The sequence below is a fragment of the Pontibacter locisalis genome, assembly GCF_042684605.1.
Lineage (GTDB): Bacteria > Bacteroidota > Bacteroidia > Cytophagales > Hymenobacteraceae > Pontibacter > Pontibacter locisalis.
Genome location: NZ_JBHULU010000021.1, coordinates 325,027 through 350,020, shown reverse-complemented (window position 1 = coordinate 350,020; position 24,994 = coordinate 325,027). Strand labels below are relative to the sequence as shown.

22 protein-coding genes are annotated in these 24,994 nt (G+C 44.1%); 11 read left to right on the top strand and 11 right to left on the bottom strand.

Annotation, left to right across the window (positions count from 1 at the left end; translation table 11 throughout):
- Nucleotides 1-106: 106 nt before the first annotated feature.
- From ACFSRY_RS15470 to ACFSRY_RS15460, 3 genes are all read right to left on the bottom strand, one after another.
- Nucleotides 107-259, bottom strand: coding sequence for a hypothetical protein (locus ACFSRY_RS15470; protein WP_377509659.1), 153 nt, complete (start codon nucleotides 257-259; stop codon nucleotides 107-109).
- A 116-nt stretch (nucleotides 260-375) separates the two neighbouring features.
- The gene (locus tag ACFSRY_RS15465; protein WP_377509656.1) at nucleotides 376-1,806 is read right to left on the bottom strand and encodes a PQQ-dependent sugar dehydrogenase; all 1,431 of its coding nucleotides are present in this window, start codon (nucleotides 1,804-1,806) and stop codon (nucleotides 376-378) included.
- A 150-nt stretch (nucleotides 1,807-1,956) separates the two neighbouring features.
- Complete coding sequence (locus tag ACFSRY_RS15460; RefSeq protein WP_377509653.1) at nucleotides 1,957-4,215, bottom strand: Tex family protein; 2,259 nt, start codon at nucleotides 4,213-4,215, stop codon at nucleotides 1,957-1,959.
- 290 nt (nucleotides 4,216-4,505) lie between these two features.
- Between ACFSRY_RS15460 and ACFSRY_RS15455 the strand changes: the two genes are divergently transcribed.
- From ACFSRY_RS15455 to ACFSRY_RS15420, 8 genes are all read left to right on the top strand, one after another.
- Nucleotides 4,506-5,825, top strand: a complete 1,320-nt coding sequence (locus ACFSRY_RS15455) for a mechanosensitive ion channel family protein (protein ID WP_377509650.1) — start codon at nucleotides 4,506-4,508, stop codon at nucleotides 5,823-5,825.
- Nucleotides 5,826-5,894: 69 nt separating this feature from the next.
- Entirely contained in the window at nucleotides 5,895-7,241 is a 1,347-nt protein-coding gene (locus tag ACFSRY_RS15450) for a neutral/alkaline non-lysosomal ceramidase N-terminal domain-containing protein (protein WP_377509646.1), read from the top strand.
- Nucleotides 7,242-7,585: 344 nt separating this feature from the next.
- Nucleotides 7,586-7,822, top strand: a complete 237-nt coding sequence (locus ACFSRY_RS15445; protein ID WP_377509643.1) for a hypothetical protein — start codon at nucleotides 7,586-7,588, stop codon at nucleotides 7,820-7,822.
- 150 nt (nucleotides 7,823-7,972) lie between these two features.
- Complete coding sequence (guaA, locus tag ACFSRY_RS15440; protein WP_377509640.1) at nucleotides 7,973-9,502, top strand: glutamine-hydrolyzing GMP synthase; 1,530 nt, start codon at nucleotides 7,973-7,975, stop codon at nucleotides 9,500-9,502.
- 97 nt (nucleotides 9,503-9,599) lie between these two features.
- Nucleotides 9,600-11,306, top strand: coding sequence for an ABC transporter substrate-binding protein (locus ACFSRY_RS15435; protein ID WP_377509635.1), 1,707 nt, complete (start codon nucleotides 9,600-9,602; stop codon nucleotides 11,304-11,306).
- A 31-nt stretch (nucleotides 11,307-11,337) separates the two neighbouring features.
- Nucleotides 11,338-12,636, top strand: coding sequence for a glutamate-1-semialdehyde 2,1-aminomutase (gene hemL, locus ACFSRY_RS15430; RefSeq protein WP_377509632.1), 1,299 nt, complete (start codon nucleotides 11,338-11,340; stop codon nucleotides 12,634-12,636).
- 186 nt (nucleotides 12,637-12,822) lie between these two features.
- Nucleotides 12,823-13,359 (top strand): dCTP deaminase, encoded by a 537-nt coding sequence (gene dcd / locus ACFSRY_RS15425; protein ID WP_377509629.1) that lies wholly within the window; start codon nucleotides 12,823-12,825, stop codon nucleotides 13,357-13,359.
- Nucleotides 13,360-13,539: 180 nt separating this feature from the next.
- The gene (locus ACFSRY_RS15420) at nucleotides 13,540-14,028 is read left to right on the top strand and encodes a hypothetical protein (RefSeq protein ID WP_377509626.1); all 489 of its coding nucleotides are present in this window, start codon (nucleotides 13,540-13,542) and stop codon (nucleotides 14,026-14,028) included.
- A gap of 91 nt (nucleotides 14,029-14,119) precedes the next feature.
- Here the strand turns inward: ACFSRY_RS15420 and gldC are convergent, their stop codons facing one another.
- The gene (gldC, locus tag ACFSRY_RS15415) at nucleotides 14,120-14,464 is read right to left on the bottom strand and encodes a gliding motility protein GldC (protein WP_377509623.1); all 345 of its coding nucleotides are present in this window, start codon (nucleotides 14,462-14,464) and stop codon (nucleotides 14,120-14,122) included.
- A gap of 76 nt (nucleotides 14,465-14,540) precedes the next feature.
- On the opposite strand from gldC, the gene ACFSRY_RS15410 reads away from it, so the two are divergent.
- On the top strand, nucleotides 14,541-15,602 hold the full coding sequence (locus tag ACFSRY_RS15410) for an endonuclease/exonuclease/phosphatase family protein (RefSeq protein ID WP_377509620.1): 1,062 nt from the start codon (nucleotides 14,541-14,543) through the stop codon (nucleotides 15,600-15,602).
- 52 nt (nucleotides 15,603-15,654) lie between these two features.
- On the opposite strand, the gene dnaN is transcribed toward ACFSRY_RS15410, so the two are convergent.
- From dnaN to ACFSRY_RS15380, 6 genes are all read right to left on the bottom strand, one after another.
- Entirely contained in the window at nucleotides 15,655-16,779 is a 1,125-nt protein-coding gene (gene dnaN, locus ACFSRY_RS15405; protein ID WP_377509617.1) for a DNA polymerase III subunit beta, read from the bottom strand.
- Between the two features lie 106 nt (nucleotides 16,780-16,885).
- Nucleotides 16,886-18,577 (bottom strand): gliding motility-associated ABC transporter substrate-binding protein GldG, encoded by a 1,692-nt coding sequence (gene gldG / locus ACFSRY_RS15400; RefSeq protein WP_377509614.1) that lies wholly within the window; start codon nucleotides 18,575-18,577, stop codon nucleotides 16,886-16,888.
- Nucleotides 18,571-19,299 (bottom strand): gliding motility-associated ABC transporter permease subunit GldF, encoded by a 729-nt coding sequence (gene gldF / locus ACFSRY_RS15395; protein ID WP_377509611.1) that lies wholly within the window; start codon nucleotides 19,297-19,299, stop codon nucleotides 18,571-18,573. The genes gldG and gldF overlap by 7 nt, the downstream gene beginning before the upstream one ends.
- A gap of 101 nt (nucleotides 19,300-19,400) precedes the next feature.
- Nucleotides 19,401-20,315, bottom strand: a complete 915-nt coding sequence (gldA, locus tag ACFSRY_RS15390; RefSeq protein ID WP_377509608.1) for a gliding motility-associated ABC transporter ATP-binding subunit GldA — start codon at nucleotides 20,313-20,315, stop codon at nucleotides 19,401-19,403.
- A 110-nt stretch (nucleotides 20,316-20,425) separates the two neighbouring features.
- Nucleotides 20,426-21,130 carry an SDR family oxidoreductase gene (locus tag ACFSRY_RS15385; RefSeq protein WP_377509605.1) on the bottom strand — a complete coding sequence of 235 codons (705 nt, stop codon included), beginning with the start codon at nucleotides 21,128-21,130 and terminating at the stop codon, nucleotides 20,426-20,428.
- A 134-nt stretch (nucleotides 21,131-21,264) separates the two neighbouring features.
- On the bottom strand, nucleotides 21,265-21,972 hold the full coding sequence (locus ACFSRY_RS15380; RefSeq protein ID WP_377509602.1) for an SDR family oxidoreductase: 708 nt from the start codon (nucleotides 21,970-21,972) through the stop codon (nucleotides 21,265-21,267).
- 103 nt (nucleotides 21,973-22,075) lie between these two features.
- Here ACFSRY_RS15380 and ACFSRY_RS15375 point away from each other — a divergent pair, with 103 nt between their 5' ends.
- A complete protein-coding gene (locus ACFSRY_RS15375; RefSeq protein ID WP_377509599.1) occupies nucleotides 22,076-22,807 on the top strand; it encodes an MlaE family ABC transporter permease in 732 nt (243 codons plus the stop codon).
- Nucleotides 22,808-22,844: 37 nt separating this feature from the next.
- Nucleotides 22,845-23,639, top strand: a complete 795-nt coding sequence (locus tag ACFSRY_RS15370) for an ABC transporter ATP-binding protein (RefSeq protein WP_377509597.1) — start codon at nucleotides 22,845-22,847, stop codon at nucleotides 23,637-23,639.
- Nucleotides 23,640-23,696: 57 nt separating this feature from the next.
- On the opposite strand, the gene ACFSRY_RS15365 is transcribed toward ACFSRY_RS15370, so the two are convergent.
- Nucleotides 23,697-24,994: NupC/NupG family nucleoside CNT transporter (locus ACFSRY_RS15365; protein ID WP_377509595.1), on the bottom strand; the 1,298-nt coding region annotated here is incomplete at its 5' end.

Below are 24,994 nucleotides of genomic sequence, written 5' to 3'. Positions count from 1 at the left end.
TACCTATAAAGTAAAAAGCGGTTACATGCATTAACCGCAGTAACCGCTTTTCAAACTAAACTTTAAACACCAAACTACGCTGTATCTCCTGGTTACGGAGTCATTTTTATACTTTCTCTGATTCTGTTTTAGTTTGTTTCAAATCACTTTTTTCATGCTTAACCCGCTTCTTCATTAATTCATTCTCTGTACTCCCGGAAAAAGGAGTAAAAGCCAGTCCAACAGCTACCGTAACAAGAATAAGTATTCTAATTTTCATATCCCTTTGTTTGTATAGCAAATATACTATATTTTTTATAACGCAATACAGGGAAGGCAAAATTTTTTAATCAAAATTTCTCAATATTTTACTTCTGCTTTTTAAGCTTTAAACTGTTACTGCAGGATAACATGTTTCCATATACTGCCAGCATTAGATTTAACCTGAATTTGATATAAGCCCTTTGGTAGCTTTGCAACACTCAATGAAGCTTCTGACACAGCAGTGGGTAAGGATTTTGTTATAACTAATTGCCCGGTAACATTATACAGGTGTACTTCAAGCTGCGCTTCACTAAAGTAATTCGGATTAATTTTGATATGAATTCGTTCTTTTACTGGATTAGGATAGATTTCAATAGCAGCTTCTAATTGATCATTACTTGAACCTGTAACAGCACTACTGGAAAGCCTGTAAATTTTACGCCCATTGCCATAGCTTAACACCAGTAACTCCTTATTCTCGTCCTCGACAAAGGAAGATATCAGGAACCCGGTATTAAGCAGCAAAGTATTGCTTTCAGCCATTCCATTAGCGTTTAAGGTGAGTGCCCAGATATTTCCGCTTACAAAGTCACCATATATGTACTTACCTTGTAGCTCAGGTATTAGAGAACCACGGTATATGAAGCCACCCGTAATAGATCGACCTGCCCCACTGGCATGCGTATAATCGAATAGCGGTAGGGTAAGGCCAGTAGTATTGCAGTTGGCAGGCGGGTTATGGCAGGCGCTGCCCTCCATAATTCGCCACCCGTAATTCCCTCCATTTGTAATGATGTTTATTTCTTCCCTGCTGCCTTGCCCTACATCTCCAGCAAATAGCCTGTTTGTTTGCTCATCAAAGCTAAACTTCCAAACATTGCGCAATCCATAGGCAAAGATCTCTTCCCTGAAACCGGAGCCATTATTAACATATGGATTGCTGGCGGGTATACCATAGTTGCGCCCTCCGGAAGTTGTATTTATATCTATCCGAAGTATCTTTCCGAGCAGGTTTGTTCGGTTCTGAGCATTGTTCTGTGGGTCTCCTCCACTTCCTCCGTCTCCAGCAGATATATAAAGGAACCCATCTGGGCCAAAGGCAATTTTACCGCCATTGTGGTTATCGAATGGCTGGTTATAAGTTAGTAATATCAATTCGCTGTTAGGTTCTGCTGTGTTTGCGGTGGTGGCAGTAAACCTTGAAATTCTGGTCTGGAGGGGATCCCCAGTAGTATAGTTTAAATAGAAATAGCCATTGTTCCGAAAATCCGGATGGAAAGCTAAACCTAATAAACCTCGCTCGCCCCCTGAAACCACCCGATCTGTAATATCTAAAAACAATACTGGCTGATCGTTTGCCATGAGATCCGTTGGCAGCCAGAATATTTTGCCTCCTTGTTCTAAGACATATAAGCGGTTGGCATCATGACCAATTACGGCTTCTGTCTGATTTACTAACTGCGCATTCGGGTAAGCCTCCTGTAGCAGGTATTGCGCCTGCACTGCAGGAACAACAGACAACAGAGCAAAAAGGGTATATAAGTTTCGTAAGTTTATTCTCATAATTAGTTAAAGTATATTCAGACCATATAATTGTTCTATATACGTAAACACCAAATAAGACTTACATTATCCTTTCCTCTACACTCTGGTACAAAAAAGCGTCCTGACTCTTAGTGAATCAGGACGCCTCAGAAATATTTAAAAAAAACCTTACTTAAACATACCTTTTAACTTGGCTAGCTTCGCCTGGAAGTCATCCATAGGCTCCTCTTCTCTTTTGTTACCTCCTTTGTTGTTGCGACTTCCTCCCCCAGCTGGTTTGGCAGCATTAGGGTCGCCTTTCATACTTAACGAGATGCGCTTGCGGTTTTCATCTACTTCCAGTACCGTAACCTCCACCTTCTGACCAACTTTCACCACATCATGCGGGTTGCTAATAAACCTGTCAGACAGGTGACTCACGTGCACCAGCCCATCCTGGTGCACCCCCACATCCACGAAAGCACCAAAAGCAGTGATATTCGTCACGATCCCCGGCAGCTTCATACCAGCACGTAAATCTTTTATCTCATTCACACCTTCCGTAAAGCTGAAAGCTTCAAAGGTCTGCCGTGGGTCACGGCCTGGCTTAGCTAATTCGCTGATTATATCCTGAAGTGTTGGCAAACCTACCGTATCAGTTACATAATTTCTAAGGTTTATCTGCTTACGTAGCTCCTCCCTCTGCATCAGGTCCTGCACAGTTACACCCAGGTCTTTGGCCATCTGCTCCACAATCGGGTAGCTTTCCGGGTGCACGGCTGATGCATCCAATGGATTCTTTGCATCGCGGATGCGCAGGAAGCCTGCCGCCTGTTCAAAAGCTTTGTCACCTAAACGCGTAACTTTTTTAAGTTCTGTGCGGGTTTTGAAAGGACCATTCTGATTTCTGTACTCCACGATGTTCTGCGCAAGAGCTGGTCCTAAGCCTGAGACATAGGTAAGCAATTGCTTACTTGCTGTATTCACTTCCACACCCACAGCGTTCACACAACTCATTACCACGTCATCCAGCGAGTGCTTTAAAGCTGACTGGTCCACGTCGTGCTGATATTGGCCCACACCTATACTTTTAGGGTCTATTTTCACTAACTCTGCCAGCGGATCCATCAAACGGCGGCCTATGGAAACAGCTCCACGAACAGTTACGTCCTGATCAGGGAACTCTTCACGGGCAACTTCAGACGCCGAATAAATAGAAGCTCCACTCTCATTCACCATCACCACCATAACAGAAGCAGGGAGTTTCAGGCTCTTCACGAAAGCTTCTGTTTCGCGGCTGGCAGTACCGTTACCAATTGCGATGGCTTCCACTTCAAAGCGGGTAACCATATAGCGAACCGCCTGTGCTGCCTCCTGCTCCTTGTATTGACCTGTGTGCGGATAAATTGTCTCGTTATGTAAAAGCTTGCCCTGCTTGTCCAGCACTACGGACTTAACGCCTGTTCTAAAGCCAGGGTCCAAAGCGAGAACGGTTTTCTGGCCAAGTGGCGAAGAAAGCAAAAGTTGGCGCAGGTTATCCGCAAAAACGCGAATTGCTTCCTCGTCGGCACGCTTCTTCGAGCTAAGTCGTACTTCTGTTTCCATGCTTAGCTTCAGCATGCGCTTGTAACAGTCCTTAGCGGCTAGCTTTACCTGCTCTGATGCTGCATTATTACCCTTAACAAACATGTCCTCCAGCTTGGCTAAGGCCAGTTCCTCATCAGGCTGTGCCGTTAGCATCAGCACCATCTCCGTTTCGCCCCGGCGCATTGCCAGAATTCGATGCGAAGGAGCCTTCTCAATTGGCTCTTCCCATTCAAAATAGTCTTTGAACTTCTGCCCTTCTTCCTCCTTGCCCATCATCACACGGCTCTTGAAAACACCCTGTTTCTCGAAGATCTGGCGCATAGTGGCACGTGCCTCGGCATTCTCATTCATCCACTCCGCCATAATATCGCGGGCTCCGGCAAGTGCCTCTGCCGTGTCTTTTACTTCTTTCTCTTCAGAAATGAAATTGACTGCTTCAGATTCTACATCAAAGTTCTCCTGTGCAAAAATCTTTTCCGCCAATGGCTCCAGGCCTTTTTCACGGGCAATGGTAGCCTTCGTACGGCGCTTAGGTTTGTAAGGCAGGTAAATATCCTCCAGTACCGCCATTGTTTCAGCAGCCATAATCTGCTCCTCTAACTCCGGTGTTAGCTTTTCCTGGTCACGGATGGATTTCAGGATACTCTCACGGCGCTTATCCAACTCCCGTAGCTGTTCCATTCTGTCACGGATGGCAGCAATCTGCACCTCATCCAGAGAACCGGTAACCTCTTTCCGGTAGCGGGAAATAAATGGTACTGTCGCCCCCTCGTCTAACAGTGCCGCCGTAGCCTCGATTTGTTTAATACTAACAGAAAGCTCAGTGGCAATCTTTAAAAGATGTTCTAAATTAGGTTCCATATATTGATGTAAGACAATAATCAGAATTGAGAGGTTATTGGCTTTTCTTTAGCAGCTGCTCTTCTTGATAGATACTTCCCCCGCGGATGCCGGCGCCTCAGATCTCAATTTTACAAGTTTGTTTCGATTTTTAGGAACGTCAAATTTAAGGGATATTGCTTTAACCTGAAACAAGTTTTCCTGCTAAATCCGTTGCTGCCACACAGGCAACGCGACAGGTCCCGGACCTTTCAATCATTTTTTTTAACTTTGTGTTCCTCACATGATTTTATTTCTGCTTCGTGCTTTCTATGGAAACAGCCCAAAACTTTACCCGCCTCAACCACTGGACCTATGACCAGCTCCTGCAATTCGGGGTTCCCCAGCATGCCGCTGCACTTATAAACATGTTGCTGCTGCTTACCCTGCTGCTTTGCCTGGTAACTCTTACAGATTATATAGCCAGAAAGCTTTTAGTTGGGGCTATAAATAAGTTTGCAGCTAAAACCACCTCACAGTTTGATGATCTTCTCATCCAGAATAAAGTAATATACTATTTGGCTAAGGTGATACCGGTGGTAATCCTTATCAAGGCCATTCCCCTTGTCTTCGCTGATTATCCTGGCTGGATCAATACTCTGAAGACTTTTGCGGATGTTTATATTATATTGCTCTCCATCTGGACCATAAGGGCTTTTTTGCACACCTGTAAGGACTACATGAAGAACACTGAGCTCTTCCGCGATAAACCCGTTGACAGCTTTTTGCAGGTTATTACCATCATCCTGTACTTTATAGGGGGGTTATTAATTTTCTCTCTTTTTACGGGTAAAGATGTATGGGCCTTTATTACAGCCATGGGTGCAGCTTCAGCTATCCTTTTACTTGTTTTCAAAGATACCATACTTGGCTTTGTGGCCAGTATACAGGTTTCGACGAATGACATGGTACGAATTGGCGACTGGATAACCATGGAAAAGTATGGTGCTGACGGAGATGTAATTGAAATAAACCTGACAACGGTAAAAGTGCAGAACTTCGATAAAACCATCACTACTATTCCGACTTATTACCTTATCTCTGACTCTTTTAAGAACTGGCGCGGAATGCAGCGTTCCGGCGGAAGGCGCATCAAGCGGTCCATCCTGATCAAAATATCCAGCATCAGGTACTTAAACCCGGAGGACATCCAGCGATTAAGTAAAATTGGGCTGATCAGGGAATATATGGAGCAGCGTGCGCAGGAAATAAATGTGTTTAATGAACAATGGAATATAGATAAAAGCCTGCTGATCAATGGCCGTAGCATGACCAATGTCGGCGTGTTCAGACGGTACATTGATGCTTACATTGCCCAGCATGAGTTCACGCATAAAGAAATGACCATGATGGTGCGCCAACTGGAGCCAACTACTACAGGCATGCCTATAGAGCTATATGTGTTCACGAATGATGTGCGCTGGGACAAGTATGAGTTGATCATGGCTGATATTTTTGACCACCTTTTGGCTGCAGTCCGGTATTTTGACCTGGAGGTATTCGAGCAGCCTGCCGCAGATGATGTGCGAAATCTGTTTGCCAGCACAAATGCAAAGAATCTGTTAACTCCCCTGCAGGCCATGCAGAACTGAATATTAATTTCCTAACAGAGCGAAAAGTACATTAAGAACAGGGCATCAAAGCACTAGCAAAAGCTATATATGAGCTGCGTCAAAAACCTCCTGAAACGTTTGTTCCTGCTGTTTTGCATTCTATTGCTGTGCCAAGGCTGTATTGTTCAAAAGCTAGACGATACACCTTTCCGGAAAACTGCTTATTTTCATAAAACGCAGGAACAGATAAACCAATTTTCAGTTTCTAACACGGTAGGCGACACCTTACAGGTTGGTTGGGCAAAAGTGAATATCACTCCTCCTGTAGGTACGCCATTAGCCGGCTATGGAAAGAGACGTGGAATGAGGTATGCGGCAGTGCATGACTCCGCCTGGGTACGCACTTTCGCTTTCGATAACGGAACGAACAAGGCATACTTTGTGTCGCTAGACATGCTCATTGCTCCCATGAGTGTAGCTGCTGAACTGGAGCGACAGTATGCTAAATCAGGAATCAAACCTGAGCAGGTATACTTATCCGCTACGCACACGCACACCAGTTTTGGAGGATGGGGGAAGAAAATGGCCGGGCGCATCATGGCTGGCAAGTATGATAAGAAGCTTGTAACACAGACGGCACAGCATATCATCAAAAGCATAGAGCAGGCCCGGGCCGACTTGCGCCCTGCAAAGATTGGCTATGGCTCGGCAAACGGTGCTGCCTTTGTTCGAAACAGGCTTACTGGTACACAGGCAGAACGAGACACCACTATCCGTTTTCTAAAATTTGCCAGACCCGATGGCTCCCGGGCAATACTCTGCACCTTCTCCGCCCATCCAACCATATTGCCTTCCATGCAGCCTGTTCTCTCCGGCGACTATCCAGGCATTCTAGTGCAGGAGTTAGAAACAGTGTATGATTTTGCAGCCTTCTCAGCAGGTGCTGTAGGCAGCCATTCCAGCGTTTACAATGAAGGAAGCTTTGAAAGCGTTGCCGAAGTCGGGCAAAGTATAGCCAGCACTATAGTAGAAGAAGCGTTAAACGTGCAGACTGCATATACTTCCTCCTTGCTCTCCAGCCGTGTACCTCTTTACCTACCAGATCCCCAGTGGCGCGTTGGAGAAGATAAAAAGTTGTCTCCTGCTCTTTTTTATACCTTTTTTGGCAGGTATGACACTTATATTAACCGCCTGCAAATAGGCAATACAATCCTGCTTGGTGTACCTGCTGACTTTTCAGGTGAACTGGTGCCAGCACTTGAGGCACAGGCGCATCAGCAAAATTCAAACCTGATGCTCACCGGCTTTAATGGGAGCTACATGGGCTATGTAATCCCAGACAAGCATTACCAGCTCAAAAAGTATGAAGCCCGTGCCATGAATTTCTATGGCCCTTACAGCGGCAGTTATATGTCTTACATTCTCTCCCTAATCCTTGATAAGAGCCTACCCTAATTAAAGTTCTTTTAAAGAAGTATACATTAATCCCGGAATCGGGAATAAGCCCTTGTTAGCTTTTACCAAAACCGGCCAGCAGGAATGAGACTTTTTGCATTCTGACAGGTTTCCACCTTTACCAGAAATAATACCGAACATCGTCTCCAACAGAGTCATGTGCAATTGTTTTTTAAAATTTTTGGGAGGGTGTGAGAGATATAGTACAACTTGTTAATCAACACGTTGCAACAACACCATTACTTTCTTGATAAATTTACAAACTTTAGTTTCCTGTTATCTGTTAATAAGAAGAGGTAACTATACGTTAATTAGTTACTTCTGTGCAATTTAAATTCAAATCAATGGAAACTACATTATTAAATATACCGAACATATTACTTTTTGCACTGGCAGGACTTTACCTGTTACTTCTCGTTTTCATGCTCGTTTGGGTGTACCACGATGCAGAATTAAGAGGTGTGAATGGGTGGTTCCTTATGGCAATCACATTCTTTTCTGGAACAGTTAGCGGTATACTTGCCTGGCTGATTTTCCGGCCGAAGCTTAAACCGCAACCAGTGCCCGTTAAGAATAATTGAAAATAAAGAAAACCAGCAGCAGAGACAGTTGCTGGTTTTTTGCTAATACAGCAACGGTTTTTCAGGGTTCAGGCTCTAAATCTGTAGTCTTACTCTAATCTTATAGCCAATTCTATTGGCAATTACTGTAAAACTGCCTTACCTTTGCGCATGCCAGAAAAAATTCTTATCCTCGATTTCGGTTCACAATACACCCAGCTTATAGCCAGACGGGTACGTGAGCTAAATGTATATTGCGAGATATACCCTTACAACAATGTGCCTGCTCTTACAGAAGATGTTAAAGGCGTTATTCTTTCAGGTAGCCCCTGCTCTGTTCGTGATCATGAACACCCAACCATAGACCTTAACCAATATTTAGGTAAACTGCCAGTGCTGGGTGTTTGCTATGGTGCTCAGCTTATAGCCTTTGAGCATGGTAGTGAGGTTACTCCTTCTACAATTCGAGAGTATGGTCGTGCCCGTCTGAATGAATTACACAACCACGACCGTTTGCTGAAAGAGCTGACGCTTGGTTCTGTAGTCTGGATGTCGCATGGTGATACCATCAAGGAAACCCCCGATAACTTTGAAATCATAGCCAGTACAGAAAGTGTGCGTGTGGCAGCATATAAGCTTCGGGGCCAGGAAACGTATGGCATACAGTTTCACCCGGAGGTTACACACTCAGATGAGGGAAAAACCCTTCTGCGAAACTTTGTAGTACACATTTGTGAGTGCCAGCAGGACTGGACCTCCGAGCAATTCATAGATGCCACTGTAGCAGACCTGCAGCAGCAGCTTGGCGATGACAAAGTAGTGCTGGGCTTATCTGGTGGTGTTGACTCAAGTGTGGCCGCAATGCTCATCCATCAGGCAGTAGGTAAGAACCTTTACTGCATTTTTGTGGATAATGGTCTTTTACGTAAAGGTGAGTTTGAGCAGGTGCTGGATTCTTACAAGCACATGGGCTTAAATGTGAAAGGTGTTGATGCCAAAGATCAGTTTTATGCTGCACTTGCCGGTTTAACAGACCCGGAACAAAAGCGAAAGGCCATAGGCAGAGTATTTATTGAGGTTTTTGATGAGGAGTCGCACAAAATAGAGAACGTAAAATGGCTGGCGCAGGGTACCATCTATCCAGATGTTATTGAATCGATGAGTGTGAAAGGGCCATCTGCCACAATTAAGTCTCACCACAACGTGGGGGGATTACCTGATTTCATGAAACTGAAGGTAGTTGAACCACTTAAAGCACTGTTCAAAGATGAAGTGCGTTTAGTAGGTAAAGCCTTGAAGATTGATGATACTATTCTGGGCAGACACCCGTTCCCAGGGCCAGGTCTGGCTATTCGTATCTTGGGTGATGTAACACCTCAAAAGGTACAGATTTTGCAGCAGGTAGATCATATCTTTATAAGCAACCTGAAGAAGGATGGCTTGTATGATGAGGTGTGGCAGGCTGGTGCTATCTTAACACCTGTACAATCTGTGGGTGTGATGGGTGATGAGCGTACGTACGAGAATGTGGTAGCTTTACGTGCCGTAACCAGTATTGACGGCATGACGGCTGACTGGAGCCGCCTACCATACGAGTTCCTGGCTGATGTTTCCAATGAGATCATCAATAAAGTAAAAGGGGTTAACCGCGTAGTTTACGATATCAGTTCCAAGCCCCCTGCAACTATTGAGTGGGAATAGTATTTTAAAATAGGTTAAAGACAAAGGATGAAGGACTTGAAGAAACAGATCATAGCCTTTTGTCCTTTGTCTTTTGTACATAAATGGATTTCAAAATATGAAAGGAAGCTTCTGGAAAGGCGCAGCAGGATTCTTGCTGGCTACTGTACTATCAATGCCCCTACAGGCACAGACGCAGGACCCTGCTGTTACTTATAATAATGGAAAAGTTTTGCTGCAACAGCAACGCTATGATCAGGCAATGGCTGAGCTGAAACCGCTAACCAGTGCCTCCTCTAACAACCAGTACACGCCGGAAGCTTCTTATCTTTATGCCCTTGCTGCTCTTAAAAGCAAGAAGCTACAGGAGGCATACAACATGCTGCTGTCCTTACAGAACCAGTATCCTAACTGGGGAGGTATGGATGATGCGGATTACCTTTTAGCAAACATCTTCTTTGAACAGGATGAGTACGAGCGTGCACTAAGCAAATTGCAGGAATTGGCTGGTAGTTCTCTTTCTAACGATGCGGAAGGCTTAAAGCGCTTCTACCTGGTACAGCTAAATGACAGAGCAGCTTATGAGCAGCTGTTGCAGCGCTTTCCCAACGATAAGGCTGTTGCGCAGGTATATGCTGACAAGCTGTTGTCAGGTTGGTACCGACCTCAGGACAGAAGCACATTGGAGAATATTGTTTCCCGCTTTGATCTGGCACGCAGCCGGTATCTGAACAAAGAAGCTTTAAGCAGGCAGGGTTTTGATGTAGCTCTGCTCCTTCCTTTTCAGCTAAACCAGGACATGCAGCAGACTGCCAGCAAGAGCAGGTTTATTACAGACCTGTATGCAGGCATGAAACTGGCGCAGGATTCTTTACAGAAGCAGGGCGTTAATATAAACCTTTATACTTACGACACCAGCGCAGACACAATGAGCGTGAAAAGGGTGTTGGATATGCCGGAGCTTAAACAAATGGATCTGGTAGTTGGCCCCATCTATAAATCAACCGCTAAGGTTGCCGCCCGCTTTGCCGCGCAAAATAATATTAACGTCATAAACCCTTTGTCGATGGACCTGGAGATGGTGCAGGGAAATAACAACGCATTCCTGTTTGAATCTTCCATAGCCACACAAGCTCGACAAGCAGCTACGTATGCATACCAGAATTTCTCTCCAAAAACTGCTGTTATTCTCTTTGAAGACGCTAAAGATGATACCACTTTTGCCTATCATTACCGCCAGCAATTCCAGAAGCTCGGAGGAAAGGTGAAAACCTATAAAAAGATAAATTCAAAGCAAACAACAGGAACAGCTGCTGCCTTTAACGCGCTAAAATTAAATGATGCAGGACATCTAGCAGTTTTTTCTGATAAAATGACAGCGGCTGTGAATGCTACCAGCCTTCTGCAAAGCAGTGCCCCTAAGTTACCCCTGATCACCTACGATAAGTGGCTGGACATAAACCAAATTACGCTGCGCCAGTTAGATGATCTGGAAGTTTATTTTGTAAGTCCAAAATACGTGAATAAGCAGAGCGAAGCATTTCAGTCTTTCCGCAAACAGTTTATAAGCAAGTATAAGTTACCTCCTTCAGTTTATGCCTATGCAGGTTTTGAAATGCTCTATTATTTCGGTTCGCTCCTAAATAACTACGGTCCACAGTTTAACCAGCAAATGGCGGAGACAGGTATAAAGCCAGGCATAATTTATCCTGGCATCGGGTATACTGACCGGCAAACGAGGAATCAACTGCGCCAGGACAACCAGTATGTGCCTATTACGAAATTGGAGAACCTGCAACTAGATATAGTAAACCCGATCTTTTAAATAGAATCAGACAAACAGACTCATAAAACTTATGATAAAAGCACCAGTTAGTAACGATCTTTTTTTACGCGCGCAAAATAGTATACCGGGAGGTGTGAATTCTCCTGTTCGTGCTTTCAGAGCAGTAGGAGGCAATCCTCGTTTCATAGTATCGGCTAAAGGGCCATACATGTATGACGAAGACGATAATCGTTACACAGACTTTATTAACTCCTGGGGTCCGATGATCCTAGGACATGCTGCAGAGGTTGTACAGGAAGCGGTGCAGCAGGCTATTCCTAATTCCCTTTCATTTGGTGCACCAACCCGCAAAGAAATTGAAATAGCTGAACTGATCGTGAGCATGGTGCCAAGTATAGAGAAAGTGCGCATGGTGAACTCTGGCACTGAAGCCACCATGTCAGCCATTCGGGTTGCGCGTGGTTTTACAGGCCGTGATAAAATAATTAAGTTTGAAGGGTGCTACCATGGTCATGGCGACTCATTCCTGATATCAGCAGGTAGCGGAGCCATCACGTTGGGAGTACCAGACAGTCCTGGTGTCACTAAAGGAACAGCCAATGATACACTTACTGCTCCCTATAATAATTTAGATGCGGTCAAAACTTTGGTAGATGCCAAGAAAGGGCAAATAGCAGCCATTATACTCGAGCCTGTTGCTGGCAACATGGGGCTGGTTACACCTGCAGAAGGATTTCTGCAGAACTTGCGTGCTTTGTGCGATAAGGAAGGTATTGTGCTGATATTTGATGAGGTGATGACCGGGTTTAGATTAGCCCCGGGTGGTGCACAGGAGCTTTATGGCGTCACGCCTGACATGAGCACACTGGGTAAGATTATTGGCGGTGGTATGCCAGTAGGAGCTTACGGTGGCAAGAGAGAAATAATGGAATATGTTGCCCCAGCCGGACCTGTTTATCAGGCTGGTACCTTGTCTGGCAACCCAATAGCTATGTCGGCTGGTATGGCGATGCTTACTTATCTTAAAGAGCATCCGGAGGTATATACGCAATTACGCAACACGACAGATAAGCTTGTAAGCGGAATGGAGCAGAACATGCAGCAATTGGGTTTAAATTTTACGGTAAACCAGATCGGCTCTATGTTCAGCATATTCTTTACCCAGCAGGCTGTCACTGATTTCGACAGCGCCAAGACCTCTAACACAGCTTTCTTTGGCCGGTACTTCAATGCGATGTTAGATAGGGGCATCTACCTTGCGCCATCGCAGTATGAGGCATTGTTTGTGTCTACAGCCATTGGAGAAGAGCAGGTAAGCCAGTATATTCAGGCTAACCTTGAATCACTGAAAGAAGCTCAGCAAGGTTAGGCAGTACGATTTCAATAAATTTTAAGCGGCAGTTCCTTTTTGGCGCTGCCGCTTTTATTTTGTTCTAAAATCACAAAAACACACGGCCAACTATCAGTCAGCAGAAAGCAATTTATTTTAATGCCTTGTGTTCCTTGGCACATAATGGCTTATTGCTTACTTTTATAGTTGCATATTCCCACCACCATGATTTTAACTGATAAGCAGATTTTAGAGGAGATAGAGAAGGGTACTATACTGGTAGAACCCTTTAACCGTGCATGTCTGGGCACTAATTCTTACGACGTTCATCTGGGTCGTTACCTGGCAACTTATAAAGATGAAGTACTTGATGCCCGCAAACACAATGAGATTGATGTTTTCGAAATTCCGGAGGACGGTTATGTTTTGAAACCGGGAAGGCTTTACTTGGGAGTTACAAAAGAATACACCGAAACACACGCCCATGTACCTTTTCTGGAGGGTAAATCAAGCGTAGGCCGGTTGGGTATAGACATTCACGCTACCGCTGGAAAAGGAGACGTAGGTTTCTGCAATACCTGGACACTTGAGATATCTGTTTCTCAGCCCGTACGCATTTATTACAATATGCCTATTGGTCAGCTGATATATTTTGAGGTGAAAGGCGGAATTGAAAACTATTATAATACGAAGCAGAACGCAAAATATAACAATCGTACCATTACTCCTGTAGAGTCCATGATGTGGATGAACGAGTGGTAGAAAACATCACCTTTCTTGTAAAAAGCCGATTTATTAGCATAAATCGGCTTTTTTGGCATAATATCTGCAGTATATAAGATGTAAATATTTGACAGCGTTTTCGGAATCATTTAAATTTTGTCTACGTTGTAAAGAGAGAAAAGGAACCAAACTTGGAACAAACTATAGAAAGGAAAGATTATGAAAAAGCTACTGGCAATGATTTGTATGATGGCTGGATGTTCTTTTGCAACCAGCGCGAAGGCAGAAACCAAAACTAGCGGTAACAAAGCTGTTAAGTTAGATAAAAAGGTTGCTATGGTAGCTGAAAAAAGAGCCAATCATTTATCTGATGTGATGATAAAGGATTTAGGTCTTAATAATTTTCAGTCTCGTAAGATGCGGGAAATCAACAAGGATGTTGTCGCTCAGAAAATGGCTGTAGAAACTCAGTATGCAGGCAATCAAGAGTTAATAAATCAGAAGTGCAAAGAGATTTGCGCCGAAAGAGATCGACAGCTTGAGAATATCCTAAGTACAAGACAGTATAATGAGTACTTTGGAGATCGTAAAATTTATGATCAGACAGAGCAGGAGTATATGGCAGGTTTATCTAACCAACAAAACTCTAATAACACAGCATCATCTGGTACTGCCCCTGCCGGAGATAATACCGTTAGCCTTAACTAATGATAGGTAGCCGATAAGGCTCCTATAGAATATAAAAAGCTAGAGCCGCCTTAATAAAGGCGGCTCTAGCTTTTTATGTAACTACTAAAGATTAGCCGTTGTTATTCTTTTGGCGCTCTTCCTCCACGTGCTTCATTAATTCTTCGCAAAGGTCACGCATCTTCTTTGCCATAACATTATCACTTGTTGCAGTTGCTACACTTTGAGCCATAGCCCCAATGGTATCGATGTAAAAGTATTTCATTTCATCCACAGGCATATCTTTTGTCCAAAGGTCAATTTTCATTGTGCCTGCTTCATCACGATCCCATAATGAAATATTGATTGCTTTAGCAAAATGAATCTTTTCCCCTGCGTCTGTGGCACGCCAGCTGATAGCTTCCGGGATCTGGTTTTCGTCCAGTGCAATGCTGAAATATATCTCTGATTTTTTCATTTTCGAAGTTCTTAAACTTTATACTATATAACTCTCGTAATATGCCTGAATACATATATAGGTACAAAGTTACGCGATGCGCTACGGAATAAAAACTCTCTTACTCATTTTTACCTTTATCACCCTAATTGGATGCTCCAGACTACCCTTTTCTTCAAAAACAGGGAAACTGCACACAATCGCATTTTACAACGTTGAGAAGCTTTTTGATACCACCAATGAACCTGGCACTAACGATGATGCATTTACTCCTAATGGAGAAATGAACTGGACACAGGAGAAGTATAATCGAAAAATACAGAACATAGCAAGTGCCCTTGCAAACATTGGAGGAGGCGAAGGCCCAGCCATTATCGGGATAAGTGAAATTGAAAACCAAAAAGTGCTACAGGACCTGGTAAACGCTGAGCCGCTACGTAAACGAGGTTACAACATTATCCATCATGACATGCCTGACGAACAGGGGCTGGATGTTGCTTTACTGTATAAACCCAAAGTTTTCAAGGTTAGCCAGCAGCAGCCTGTAAAAATTGACTACGGAAGGTCAAACTATACTTCCCGGGATATTCTTAAGGTACAGGGAGAACTGCAAGGACAGCCAGTAACACTTTTCGTCAATCACTGGCCACCCCGCACCCGCACCCGTAGAGGCCTACAGGACGACAGCAGGCTTCGTGCAGCTGCTACAACCCTAAGGAAGGAAATTAATGCCTTACAGGCCGCAGATAAGGACGCAAAGATAATAGTGATGGGAGACTTCGACGCAGAGCCTAAGACTAACGTTATGCAACAGGTTTTAAAGGCTACAGGTCGTCCAAACCCATACTACAACGAAGAGTTGTTTAATACTTTCTTTATGCACTATGTGAATGGCCTGGGTAGCTACTACAGTCGCGGTGACTTTAAAATGCTGGACCAAATCCTGATTTCTAAGTCTCTTATTGATGGAGAAGGCCTGGAATACGTTCGGGGCTCTGCTCAGATACATGATCCTGAAGAACTAAAATTCCTGTACGGTAAGTATAAGAATACACCACTGAGTACCTTTTCGGGCTCTACTTACTTTGGGGGCTACAGCGATCACTTTCCGGTTTACATCAAAGTAAGGAAAGCAAAACGGAACAAGCCTGCTATATAAAATGAAAAAGGTGAGCTGATCAGCTCACCTTTTTCATTAGGAGAAATACTCCTTATACGTAATTGTTCAGCATTACTGGCATCACCAGCATCAGAACATTTTCACTGTCTTCATTAACAATTGGCATTAACAGACCTGCTCTGTTAGGAGTAGACAACTCAAAAGTAATCTCATCTGAATCAAGGTTGTTCAGCATCTCCATCAGGAATTTGGCATTAAAGCCTATTTCCATGTCCTCTCCCTCATATTGGCAAGATAAACGCTCATTTGCTTCGTTAGAGAAGTCCAGATCCTCGGCAGAAACCTGCATTTCAGAGCCTGTCAGTTTCAAACGGATCTGGTGCGTAGTCTTGTTTGAGTAAATAGAAATACGCTTTACAGAGCTTAACAGATCCTGGCGGTTAATCACCAGTTTGTTCGGGTTCTGCACAGGAATTACATTCTCGTAATCCGGGTAACGCTCATCTATTAAACGGCAAATCATGCGGATGTTGTCAAAGCTAAAGAAGGCGTTTGACTGATTGAACTCCATACGCACGGCAGTAGCCTCTGTAGGTAGCGTAGATTTCAACAACATAAAAGCTTTACGTGGAATAATCAGAGACGCCTCCTGGCTTGTTGAGATGTCTGTACGGCGGTAACGAAGCAGACGGTGACCATCTGTTGCTACAAACGTAACGTTGTCGCTGCGCAGCTGCACAAAGATACCAGTCATTGCCGGACGAAGCTCATCGTTACTTACTGCAAATATTGTTTTGTTAATAGCTCTTCCTAATACATTGGAAGGAATCTCTATAGCGTTTCCGCCCTGTACTACCGGCACGCGTGGGAAGTCTGTGGCATTTTCGCCAGACAGCTTATAACGGCCATTTGAAGAACTTATTTCAATCGTATAGGTCTCTTCGTCAATCGTAAAGGTTACCGGCTGATCAGGAAGATTTTTAAGGGTCTCCAATAAGATCTTGGCAGGAGCAGCTATACGGCCATTCTCCTTTGCCTCAACGTGTAATTCCGTGATCATGGATGTCTCCAGGTCACTGGCAGTGATGGTTAACGTGCTGTTGTTTATCTCGAACAGAAAGTTCTCAAGGATTGGTACAACCGGGTTATTGGTAACCACTCCGTTTATGCTGGATAACTGCTTCAAAAGAGCAGATGAAGAGACGATAAATTTCATTATTCTACCTATAATGTTATTTGGACAAAGTTAAAAATATTTCGCATTTATGCTACCACTTTGCCAAGTCCTTTTTCGTGATTTACTGGCTTGTAGCAAGATAAAATTAAAACCGCTCGTACCTGCGCTTTCGCATATAATAACGCGCCACCCCGAACAACACCAGCAACAGGATTGGAGCTCCTAAATTCAGCAGTTGCCAGTAAGTTTTTTCCTCCCTTACACGCAACTTATCCAGAGGGCGCAGCTGAATCTCTTTATTCCTTACATTAATTAGTCCTTCAGCGTCTAAAAGATAATGAACAGTGTTCATCGCCAGCTCTTTATTTGCAAAGGTGATGTTGTTAAAACGGTCAAATCCTAACTCATAGGCTTGTCCTGTTCTCGGATTAACCTCATTTCGCACCAGGTCACCATCAGAAAACACTGCGATTTTGGTTTCTTCGCCTTGCTCCTTAACCTGCGTATCCTGCACACCTTCCGGAGCCCGTCGGTTTCTGAATAAAGAAGTAAACTTACCCTCCAGCAGATAACCCACTGGTAGCTCCCCTGCCTGGAACTGCTCCGGCTTTACCTCCATACGTGCTTCTTCCAAAGTAAGTGGCACGGGAGGTTGTAGTACACGGGAATATTTTGAACTAAAGACCAGTGGAGTCTTTCTGATCCCATCAGCCTTCACAGTGTCTATAGTCCCTATAAATTTCGTGTACACCGCATCAAGGTTACGTGTTATAGGGTGCTTCGCAAAGTTATTTAACAAGGGATAAAAGCGCCAGTTAATCATTTCTGTCTGCGGTTTATCCCCCATATAACCTGTTACTACTGGTATAAAGCCCGAGTTAAGGTCCATGATCATTGTGGGGTTCAGGCGCACACCATACCGGAAAAGTAAATCATCCAGGTTCAGGTTGTAAGGAATAGCAAACATTCCTCCCGCTCCTACACTATCCATATTGGCATTAAGCGCATCCACAAAGAATACGGCTTTGCCTCCCTTCATAATGAACTGATCAATCTTATACTTGTCAGCTTCTGTAAAGGCTGAGGTTGGCTTGGCAATAATGATCAGGTCCAATCCCTCCAGCGAAGGGATTTGCGAAAGCTCACCCCTTGCCACACGGTAGTACTCCTGCAAAGAACCCAGCAGGTCCGTAACCTCCTGCATCTCCAGTTCTCCCTGCCCTGCTATATAACCGATTATCTTATTGCCCTGAAAAGCCATCTTTCGGATAGCAGTGGCAAATTCATACTCTACTCCCTCCACTGACTGGTTCAATCGCTCATCAGGAGAAGCAGCCAGGTTTCCTTTCAATAGGTTCACAGCTGTTTCCTTGCCTTTATACTTTACTATAGCTCCCGGAAATACAAGGCGCTCTACCTGCTTTCCATCTTCGGTGGCTCTTAAATTAGTAGGTATTATCCCTTTCTTAGCCAGATTAGTAATGAACTCTGTCCGCTGCTTTTCATCACTGATCTCATTTGGATCAATGAAGTTATAGCGGATATTACCACCGGAATAAATCCTGAATTCATCTAGTGTTTCCTTCACCGACTGCTGTAGCCTTCTGAAACCTGCCGGAAACTCCCCCTCCAGGTACACATCCACTACTACTTCATCCGGTAATTCCTGCAGCATCTGCTTTGTAACCGGTGCAATGGTATAACGCTTGTCTTCGGTAAGATCCAGGCGAAAGAAGTAGTTAGCTGCTACTAAATTTAACAGGATGATGCCTGCTACCCAGGCAAGGAACCTCAGGATATCACTGCTGCGCTTGCTCTTGTTCTGTTCTTCTACCATTTTCTGCTCCTTAAAACAAGTTTAGTGGCTAAGACCATGATAGCGATAACACTGATAAAATACAGCACATCACGCGAGTCGATCAAACCCTTGCTGATGGCGGTATAGTGATAAGAGATTCCCAACTGGCTGATCAGGTAATTGTAACTACCCCATACCGGAATCGAAGCGATGGAATCGAAGCCGGTATAGATGATAAAACAAAGGAAAACAGCTACCACGAATGAAATGATCTGGTTATTAGAAATTGATGAAGCAAACACACCAATTGCAGCAAACACACCTGACAAAAAGATCAGACCAATATATGAACCTACCACGGCAGCCGAGTCCACATTCCCCTCCGGGTTACCCAATTCAACTATTGAATAGTAATAAAGGAGGGTAGGAAGCAGGGCAAAAAGAGCCAGCAGGAGCGCTGCAAAGTATTTCCCTAGAATAAGCTCCAGGTCAGAGATTGGCTTGGTTAGTAGCAATTCTATAGTACCCTCCCGTTTTTCCTCTGCAAAAGTTCGCATGGTAATAGCCGGAATCAGGAACAGGAAAACCCAGGGAGCCATGTTAAAAAGCGTTTGCATATCCGCAAAACCATATTCCAGCACACTGCTCTCCGGAAACACCCACATGAACATTCCAATAGCCACTAAAAAAACAGCAATTACAATGTAGGCTATCAGGGAATTAAGGAAGCCGTTAAATTCTTTTTTGAGTATAGCAAGCATCTAATTTTTAATCAAAAATCATGAATTAGAAATCAGAAATTGAGGTAGCACACTTTAAAAGCTCTTTACTTCCTCCTTTTCTAATTTTCAGTTTAGAATTTCTAATTCTTTGTCAACTGTTGGAAAATTTTCTCGAGTGAATTTTCTTCCTGGCGGAGTCCCACCAGCGGCCAGTTTCTCTCAGCGGCAATGCGAAAAACGTTTGAGCGGATGTCGGCATCACGTCTGGAGATGATCCGGTAGGTATTGGCCTGTGCTGGCTCCACTCGCAAAACCCCTTGTATGCTTTGCAGCGCATCCAGTTCAATTGGTTGCTCGAACTCTACCAGTGTCACCTTCTCATTCTTGCCACCGGCCTGCAGACTGGCTACATCACTGTTTGCAACCAGCTTGCCCCTGTTAATAATCACTACCCTGTCGCAGATAGCTGCCACCTCCTGCATTATGTGTGTAGAAAATATTACGGTTTTGTCACGCCCTATCTGTTTAATAAGTGACCTTATCTCCACAATCTGATTTGGATCCAAACCAGTGGTAGGCTCATCCAGGATAAGTACCTGCGGATCGTGCACCAGTGCCTGTGCCAGGCCCACCCGCTGGCGGTAACCTTTAGAGAGAGCCCCGATTTTCTTCCCCTGCTCCAGAGTTAAACCGCAAAGTTCTACCATTTCCTGTACTCTGGCTTTTGCCAACTTTCCTTTCAGGCCATACACAGAAGCAACAAACTGAAGGTACTCATGCACATACATATCCAGGTAAAGAGGGTTATGCTCAGGCAAATAACCGACATTACGCCTAACTGCCATTGGTTCCTGCACCACATCGTGCCCATTCACCAGTATGGTGCCGGAAGTTGGGGGCAAATAGCAGGTGGCAATTTTCATGGTAGTGGACTTACCGGCACCATTTGGACCCAGGAAGCCTAAAATCTGCCCCTGCTCTACCACAAAAGAAATATCATCCACAGCCCGCTGTGCACCAAAGGTCTTGGTCAGGTTCTTTACTTCAACAGACAATATTTTAAAGAATAATGTTGAGACTAATAATGAAAAGGCAATATAATCCTTCCAATCCGCATGAACTGCGAATTCTGATCCAAAGCTACAAAAGCCGCGCCATACTTGTATTATTTCTGGCGCTTACCTTTTGGCATTAATGGGCGAACCTCAATATCTATGTGGTGGTAGTTTGGATGCGACTCCAGTGCATGCATAATGGTAGAGGCAATATCCTCTGGTCGCATCATGTTCTCGTTTACTGTTACACTCTCTATATTGTCAAAAAAGTTAGTCTGAACGGAGCCGGGATAGATGCAGGTAACTTTTACGCCATAGTCGCGCACTTCTTTGTACAGCGAGTGCGAAATGCCACGAACTGCATGTTTTGTACCGCAATAGCCAGCCATCTGCTCTATGCCTGTAGTGCCGGCTATAGATGAGATATTGATAATGTGCCCCTCCCCCAACTCTTTCATGCCAGGAATTACCAAACGAGTGCAGTAGAAGATGCCGTTCACATTTGTTTCAAACATGGTATGCCAATCATCCAGGCTTATGTCCTCCAGTAAGCCTGCAACTCCCAGGCCTGCATTATTAACCAAAATGTTTACATGGGTACCAAGATGTGAGATAGTTTGATCAAAAGCACGCTGTACAGATTCATTGTAGCGCACATCACACTCAAAAAAGTGGAAGCTGTCATGCTGTAGCTCCGGAGCTGTGCGGCCCCATCCTGCTACCTTAGCCCCTTTGTCCAACAAGCTTTGGACAGTGGCCAGCCCTATACCTTTACTTACTCCTGTTACTACCGCTAATTTACCTTCAAGATTCATAGTTCTGTGTTTTATTCGGAATGTATTAATGTGATCGAGAAGCAACACTGTTGTTCCTCATTTTTTATGCGATATAAGTAGGTTTAACAGAGAAAGTTCCTACTCCCTATCAGTTATCTATTCAATTAAACCAGTTAAATATCCCCCAGCTGCGGCCTGATAAGCAACTCCTCCACCACACTGTTTTCTGACAAGATATAAGCATTATAAATCGCCATTGCCACATCCTCGGCTTTGATGAATCGCTCTGGTGGCAGGTCAACTCCCTCCCAACTCGCTGTAAGGGTAGCTCCCGGAAGTATAGCTGTTACACGCACATTATGCTCTTTCGTCTCTTCCCGCAGTACTTTCGTCATACCATATAAAGCATACTTAGAGATACAGTAAGATCCGCCGTTGATGTAGGGAGTTATACTTGCCGTAGAGCAAAGGTTGAATACATGTCCGGAACGCCGCCTGATCATTTCGCCGACAATAGCCTTTGTCATGTAATAGGCACTATATAAGTTTGTGTTGATCATGAAAGGAAGTGCTTCGTCATCTTCTTCAGTAACCTTTCCAGGAATAAAAAGTCCACTATTGTTTACCAGCACATCTACTTTCACATTTAGCTTTGCCACATAGTCTGTAAAAGCTTTCAAAGACTTTCTGTCGCTAAGGTCTGCCTCCTGATAAAAGACTTTAGAGAAGGTGTATTTTTGTTCTATCTCCAGCTTCAAAGTTTTCAGATCTTTCTCACTTCTGGAACAGGTGATAATGTGGAAACCTTCCTTAGCAAACTGCTCTATCACAGCTTTACCAATGCCCTTTGTACCGCCTGTCACCAAAATGTATCCTTGCATAAATATGGGTCGTTTTATATGTTTTCTGATTTTAAACGTAATATAAGTATTAATACCTTATTTTTGTTTATAAACACGCTTTAAACCAGCACCAGAACCCTATATGTTGCAACACTTCGGAAAGTATCTGCTCTTCATGCTTAGCTTGTTTAGTCGCGGAGAGTCACCCAGAATAATTTTTAACCGGACGATTGATGAGGCCATACTTATAGGTATCAACTCCATTTTCATTGTCGCGATTGTATCTACTTTCATTGGTGCAGTAACCTGTGTGCAGGTAGCTTATAACCTGAACAATGCTTTCATACCACGCTCCACCATTGGCTTCATGGTTCGTGAAATGACGATTCTTGAACTTGCACCTACTATCACCTCTATAGTGTTGGCAGGCAAAGTTGGTTCCAGTATAGCCGGTGGATTGGGAACAATGCAGATAACAGAACAGGTAGATGCTTTAGAGGTAATGGGTATAAATTCTGCCTCCTACCTGGTACTTCCGAAGGTGATGGCAGCCCTCCTTGTTTTCCCGATGCTGGTGATCCTTTCTATGTTCCTTTCCATAGCAGGTGGTTATGTGGCCGGAACCGTTACAGGTGCCCTTACAGGACAGGAGTACATCACAGGCATCAGAGAGGACTTTATTCCCTATAATGTCACCTTTGCAATCATTAAATCAGTAGTATTTGCATACCTGATATCTACGATCTCTTCCTTCAGGGGCTATTATACCGCCGGTGGTGCTTTGGAAGTAGGTGCTGCCAGTACTACGGCTGTAACAAACAGTGTGATTGCCGTATTAATAGCAGACTTCGTGTGTGCCCAGTTGCTACTGTGATACACAAGGGTGGAGCGTTTTCTTAAAACAGAGTCTAATGATAGAAATACATAACATACATAAATCATTTAACGGCAAGAAGGTACTAGACGGCATCAGCGGAGTATTTGAGACAGGTAAAACTAACCTGCTGCTGGGTGCCAGTGGCACTGGTAAAAGTGTGTTGCTGAAGTGTATTGTAGGATTGATTAAGCCGGATATTGGAAGTGTTACTTTCGATGGTACCTACTTTACTAACAACAAACTTGATATACGCCAGGAAATACGCCGGAAGATCGGGATGCTTTTTCAAAGTTCCGCACTGTTTGACTCCATGACGGTGGAGCAAAATGTTGAGTTTCCTTTAAAGATGCTTACCGATATGCGGAAGGATGAGCGCCTGGACAGGGTAAATTTCTGTCTTAACCGTGTAGGACTGGAGGGCTCGAATACTAAGATGCCTTCCGAGCTCAGCGGTGGTATGAAAAAGCGTGTAGGTATAGCCCGGGCTATTGCCCCTAATACCACCTATCTTTTTTGTGATGAACCAAACTCTGGCTTAGATCCGCTCACAGCTATTAAAATTGATGAGCTAATAAAGGAGATTACTGAAGAGTATAACATCACTACCATCGTTGTAACGCATGATATGAACTCAGTTATTGAAATTGGTGACAAGATCATGTTCCTCTATGAAGGGAAAAAGCTATGGGAAGGAACTCGTGAGGACATTATGGATTCAAATGTTGAGGAACTGAATGAATTCATTTTCGCTAACCGCCTGATGCGGGATGCTAAAAAGATTGAAGAAGAGGAAGAGGCCCAGGAACACAGGCAACATCCACAAGCATAAAATTAGAAGGGCCTCCTGATATATCTCAGGAGGCCCTTCTAATTTTATGTTGTACGGTTAGATTAAACCGTACAACATACCTGCAACTGTTGCTGTCATCATACAAGCCAGAGAGGCACCTAACAGGGCAAGAAAACCTAGTTTAGATAAATTCCCCTGCTGCCCGGGAGCCATGCTGCCTATTCCTCCTATCTGTATGGCAATAGAGCTAAAGTTGGAGAACCCGGCAAGAGCATAAGTTGACATTATGAGTGCCTTAGGAGTAAGAAGGTTAGCACTTTTCATTTCAGCCAGATCAAGGTAAGCCACGAACTCATTGATTGCTGTTTTCTGACCAAGCAAACTACCCACCAATAGTGAATCCTGCCACGGAACGCCCATTATAAAGGCAAATATCCTAAATATTTGCCCTAGAATATATTGAAGAGAGAACCCAGAAAACCGTCCATCAGTAGTGGCAATTACCCATTCATTCAATCCAGTTAAGTCACCAAGAAGATCCGTTAACAGGTAGTTAACAAGTGCTATCACAGCAATAAAGGCTAAGAGCATACCACCCACGTTTGCAGCAAGCCTCAACCCATCGGCAGCACCACGAGACAGCGCATCAACAAGGTTCACACCAAGCTGCTCATCATTTACTTCTAGTTCTGTATGTATCTTTTCCGGCTCTGTTTCCGGTACCAGAATCTTGGCGAGCACGATACCAGCAGGTGCGTTCATGATGGAAGCAGTTAGCAGGTGTGCCGCAAAAATTGCTTTCAACTCAGGATCATCTCCTCCCAGAAAGGATACATATGCAGCTAACACGCCACCGGCCAGGGTAGCCATACCACCCGTCATCAAACACATTAGCTCTGAGCGTGTCATGCGGCTAATGAACGGACGAACCAGAAGAGGTGCCTCTGTCTGTCCTAAAAATATGTTACCCGCTGCAGATAAACTTTCAGCACCAGATAAACGCATCCCCTTGGACATCACCCAGGCAATACCGTAAACGATCTTCTGCAGGACACCAAGGTAGTATAAACCCGCTGATACAGTAGAGAAGAAGATAATGGTCGGTAAAACAGAGAAAGCAAAGATAAAGCCCAGACCTGCATTTTGAGAAGGATTGGCCAGGTTACCAAACAGGAACTGCGCCCCTGCCTGAGAAAAATCAAGGAACGTTACAAACCCCCGGCTAACAGCAGCAAAACCATCTGCCACCAAAGGTACCTGCGTTACTAAAACTCCGAAGAGAACTTGCAAAAAGACACCGAAACCAACCAGCTTCCAGTCAATACGTTTTTTGTTTTTTGAAAATAGAAATGCAATGGTCAAGAGGATTAACAGACCTATGACCCCTCTGAAAA

Excerpts from the sequence above, each read along its gene's own strand:
- ACFSRY_RS15470 (WP_377509659.1), bottom strand. The coding sequence starts at position 259 with ATGAAAATTAGAATACTTATTCTTGTTACGGTAGCTGTTGGACTGGCT.
- ACFSRY_RS15465 (WP_377509656.1), bottom strand. The coding sequence starts at position 1,806 with ATGAGAATAAACTTACGAAACTTATATACCCTTTTTGCTCTGTTGTCT.
- ACFSRY_RS15460 (WP_377509653.1), bottom strand. The coding sequence starts at position 4,215 with ATGGAACCTAATTTAGAACATCTTTTAAAGATTGCCACTGAGCTTTCT.
- ACFSRY_RS15455 (WP_377509650.1), top strand. The coding sequence starts at position 4,506 with ATGGAAACAGCCCAAAACTTTACCCGCCTCAACCACTGGACCTATGAC.
- ACFSRY_RS15450 (WP_377509646.1), top strand. The coding sequence starts at position 5,895 with ATGAGCTGCGTCAAAAACCTCCTGAAACGTTTGTTCCTGCTGTTTTGC.
- ACFSRY_RS15445 (WP_377509643.1), top strand. The coding sequence starts at position 7,586 with ATGGAAACTACATTATTAAATATACCGAACATATTACTTTTTGCACTG.
- guaA (WP_377509640.1), top strand. The coding sequence starts at position 7,973 with ATGCCAGAAAAAATTCTTATCCTCGATTTCGGTTCACAATACACCCAG.
- ACFSRY_RS15435 (WP_377509635.1), top strand. The coding sequence starts at position 9,600 with ATGAAAGGAAGCTTCTGGAAAGGCGCAGCAGGATTCTTGCTGGCTACT.
- hemL (WP_377509632.1), top strand. The coding sequence starts at position 11,338 with ATGATAAAAGCACCAGTTAGTAACGATCTTTTTTTACGCGCGCAAAAT.
- dcd (WP_377509629.1), top strand. The coding sequence starts at position 12,823 with ATGATTTTAACTGATAAGCAGATTTTAGAGGAGATAGAGAAGGGTACT.
- ACFSRY_RS15420 (WP_377509626.1), top strand. The coding sequence starts at position 13,540 with ATGAAAAAGCTACTGGCAATGATTTGTATGATGGCTGGATGTTCTTTT.
- gldC (WP_377509623.1), bottom strand. The coding sequence starts at position 14,464 with ATGAAAAAATCAGAGATATATTTCAGCATTGCACTGGACGAAAACCAG.
- ACFSRY_RS15410 (WP_377509620.1), top strand. The coding sequence starts at position 14,541 with ATGCGCTACGGAATAAAAACTCTCTTACTCATTTTTACCTTTATCACC.
- dnaN (WP_377509617.1), bottom strand. The coding sequence starts at position 16,779 with ATGAAATTTATCGTCTCTTCATCTGCTCTTTTGAAGCAGTTATCCAGC.
- gldG (WP_377509614.1), bottom strand. The coding sequence starts at position 18,577 with ATGGTAGAAGAACAGAACAAGAGCAAGCGCAGCAGTGATATCCTGAGG.
- gldF (WP_377509611.1), bottom strand. The coding sequence starts at position 19,299 with ATGCTTGCTATACTCAAAAAAGAATTTAACGGCTTCCTTAATTCCCTG.
- ACFSRY_RS15385 (WP_377509605.1), bottom strand. The coding sequence starts at position 21,130 with ATGAATCTTGAAGGTAAATTAGCGGTAGTAACAGGAGTAAGTAAAGGT.
- ACFSRY_RS15380 (WP_377509602.1), bottom strand. The coding sequence starts at position 21,972 with ATGCAAGGATACATTTTGGTGACAGGCGGTACAAAGGGCATTGGTAAA.
- ACFSRY_RS15375 (WP_377509599.1), top strand. The coding sequence starts at position 22,076 with ATGTTGCAACACTTCGGAAAGTATCTGCTCTTCATGCTTAGCTTGTTT.
- ACFSRY_RS15370 (WP_377509597.1), top strand. The coding sequence starts at position 22,845 with ATGATAGAAATACATAACATACATAAATCATTTAACGGCAAGAAGGTA.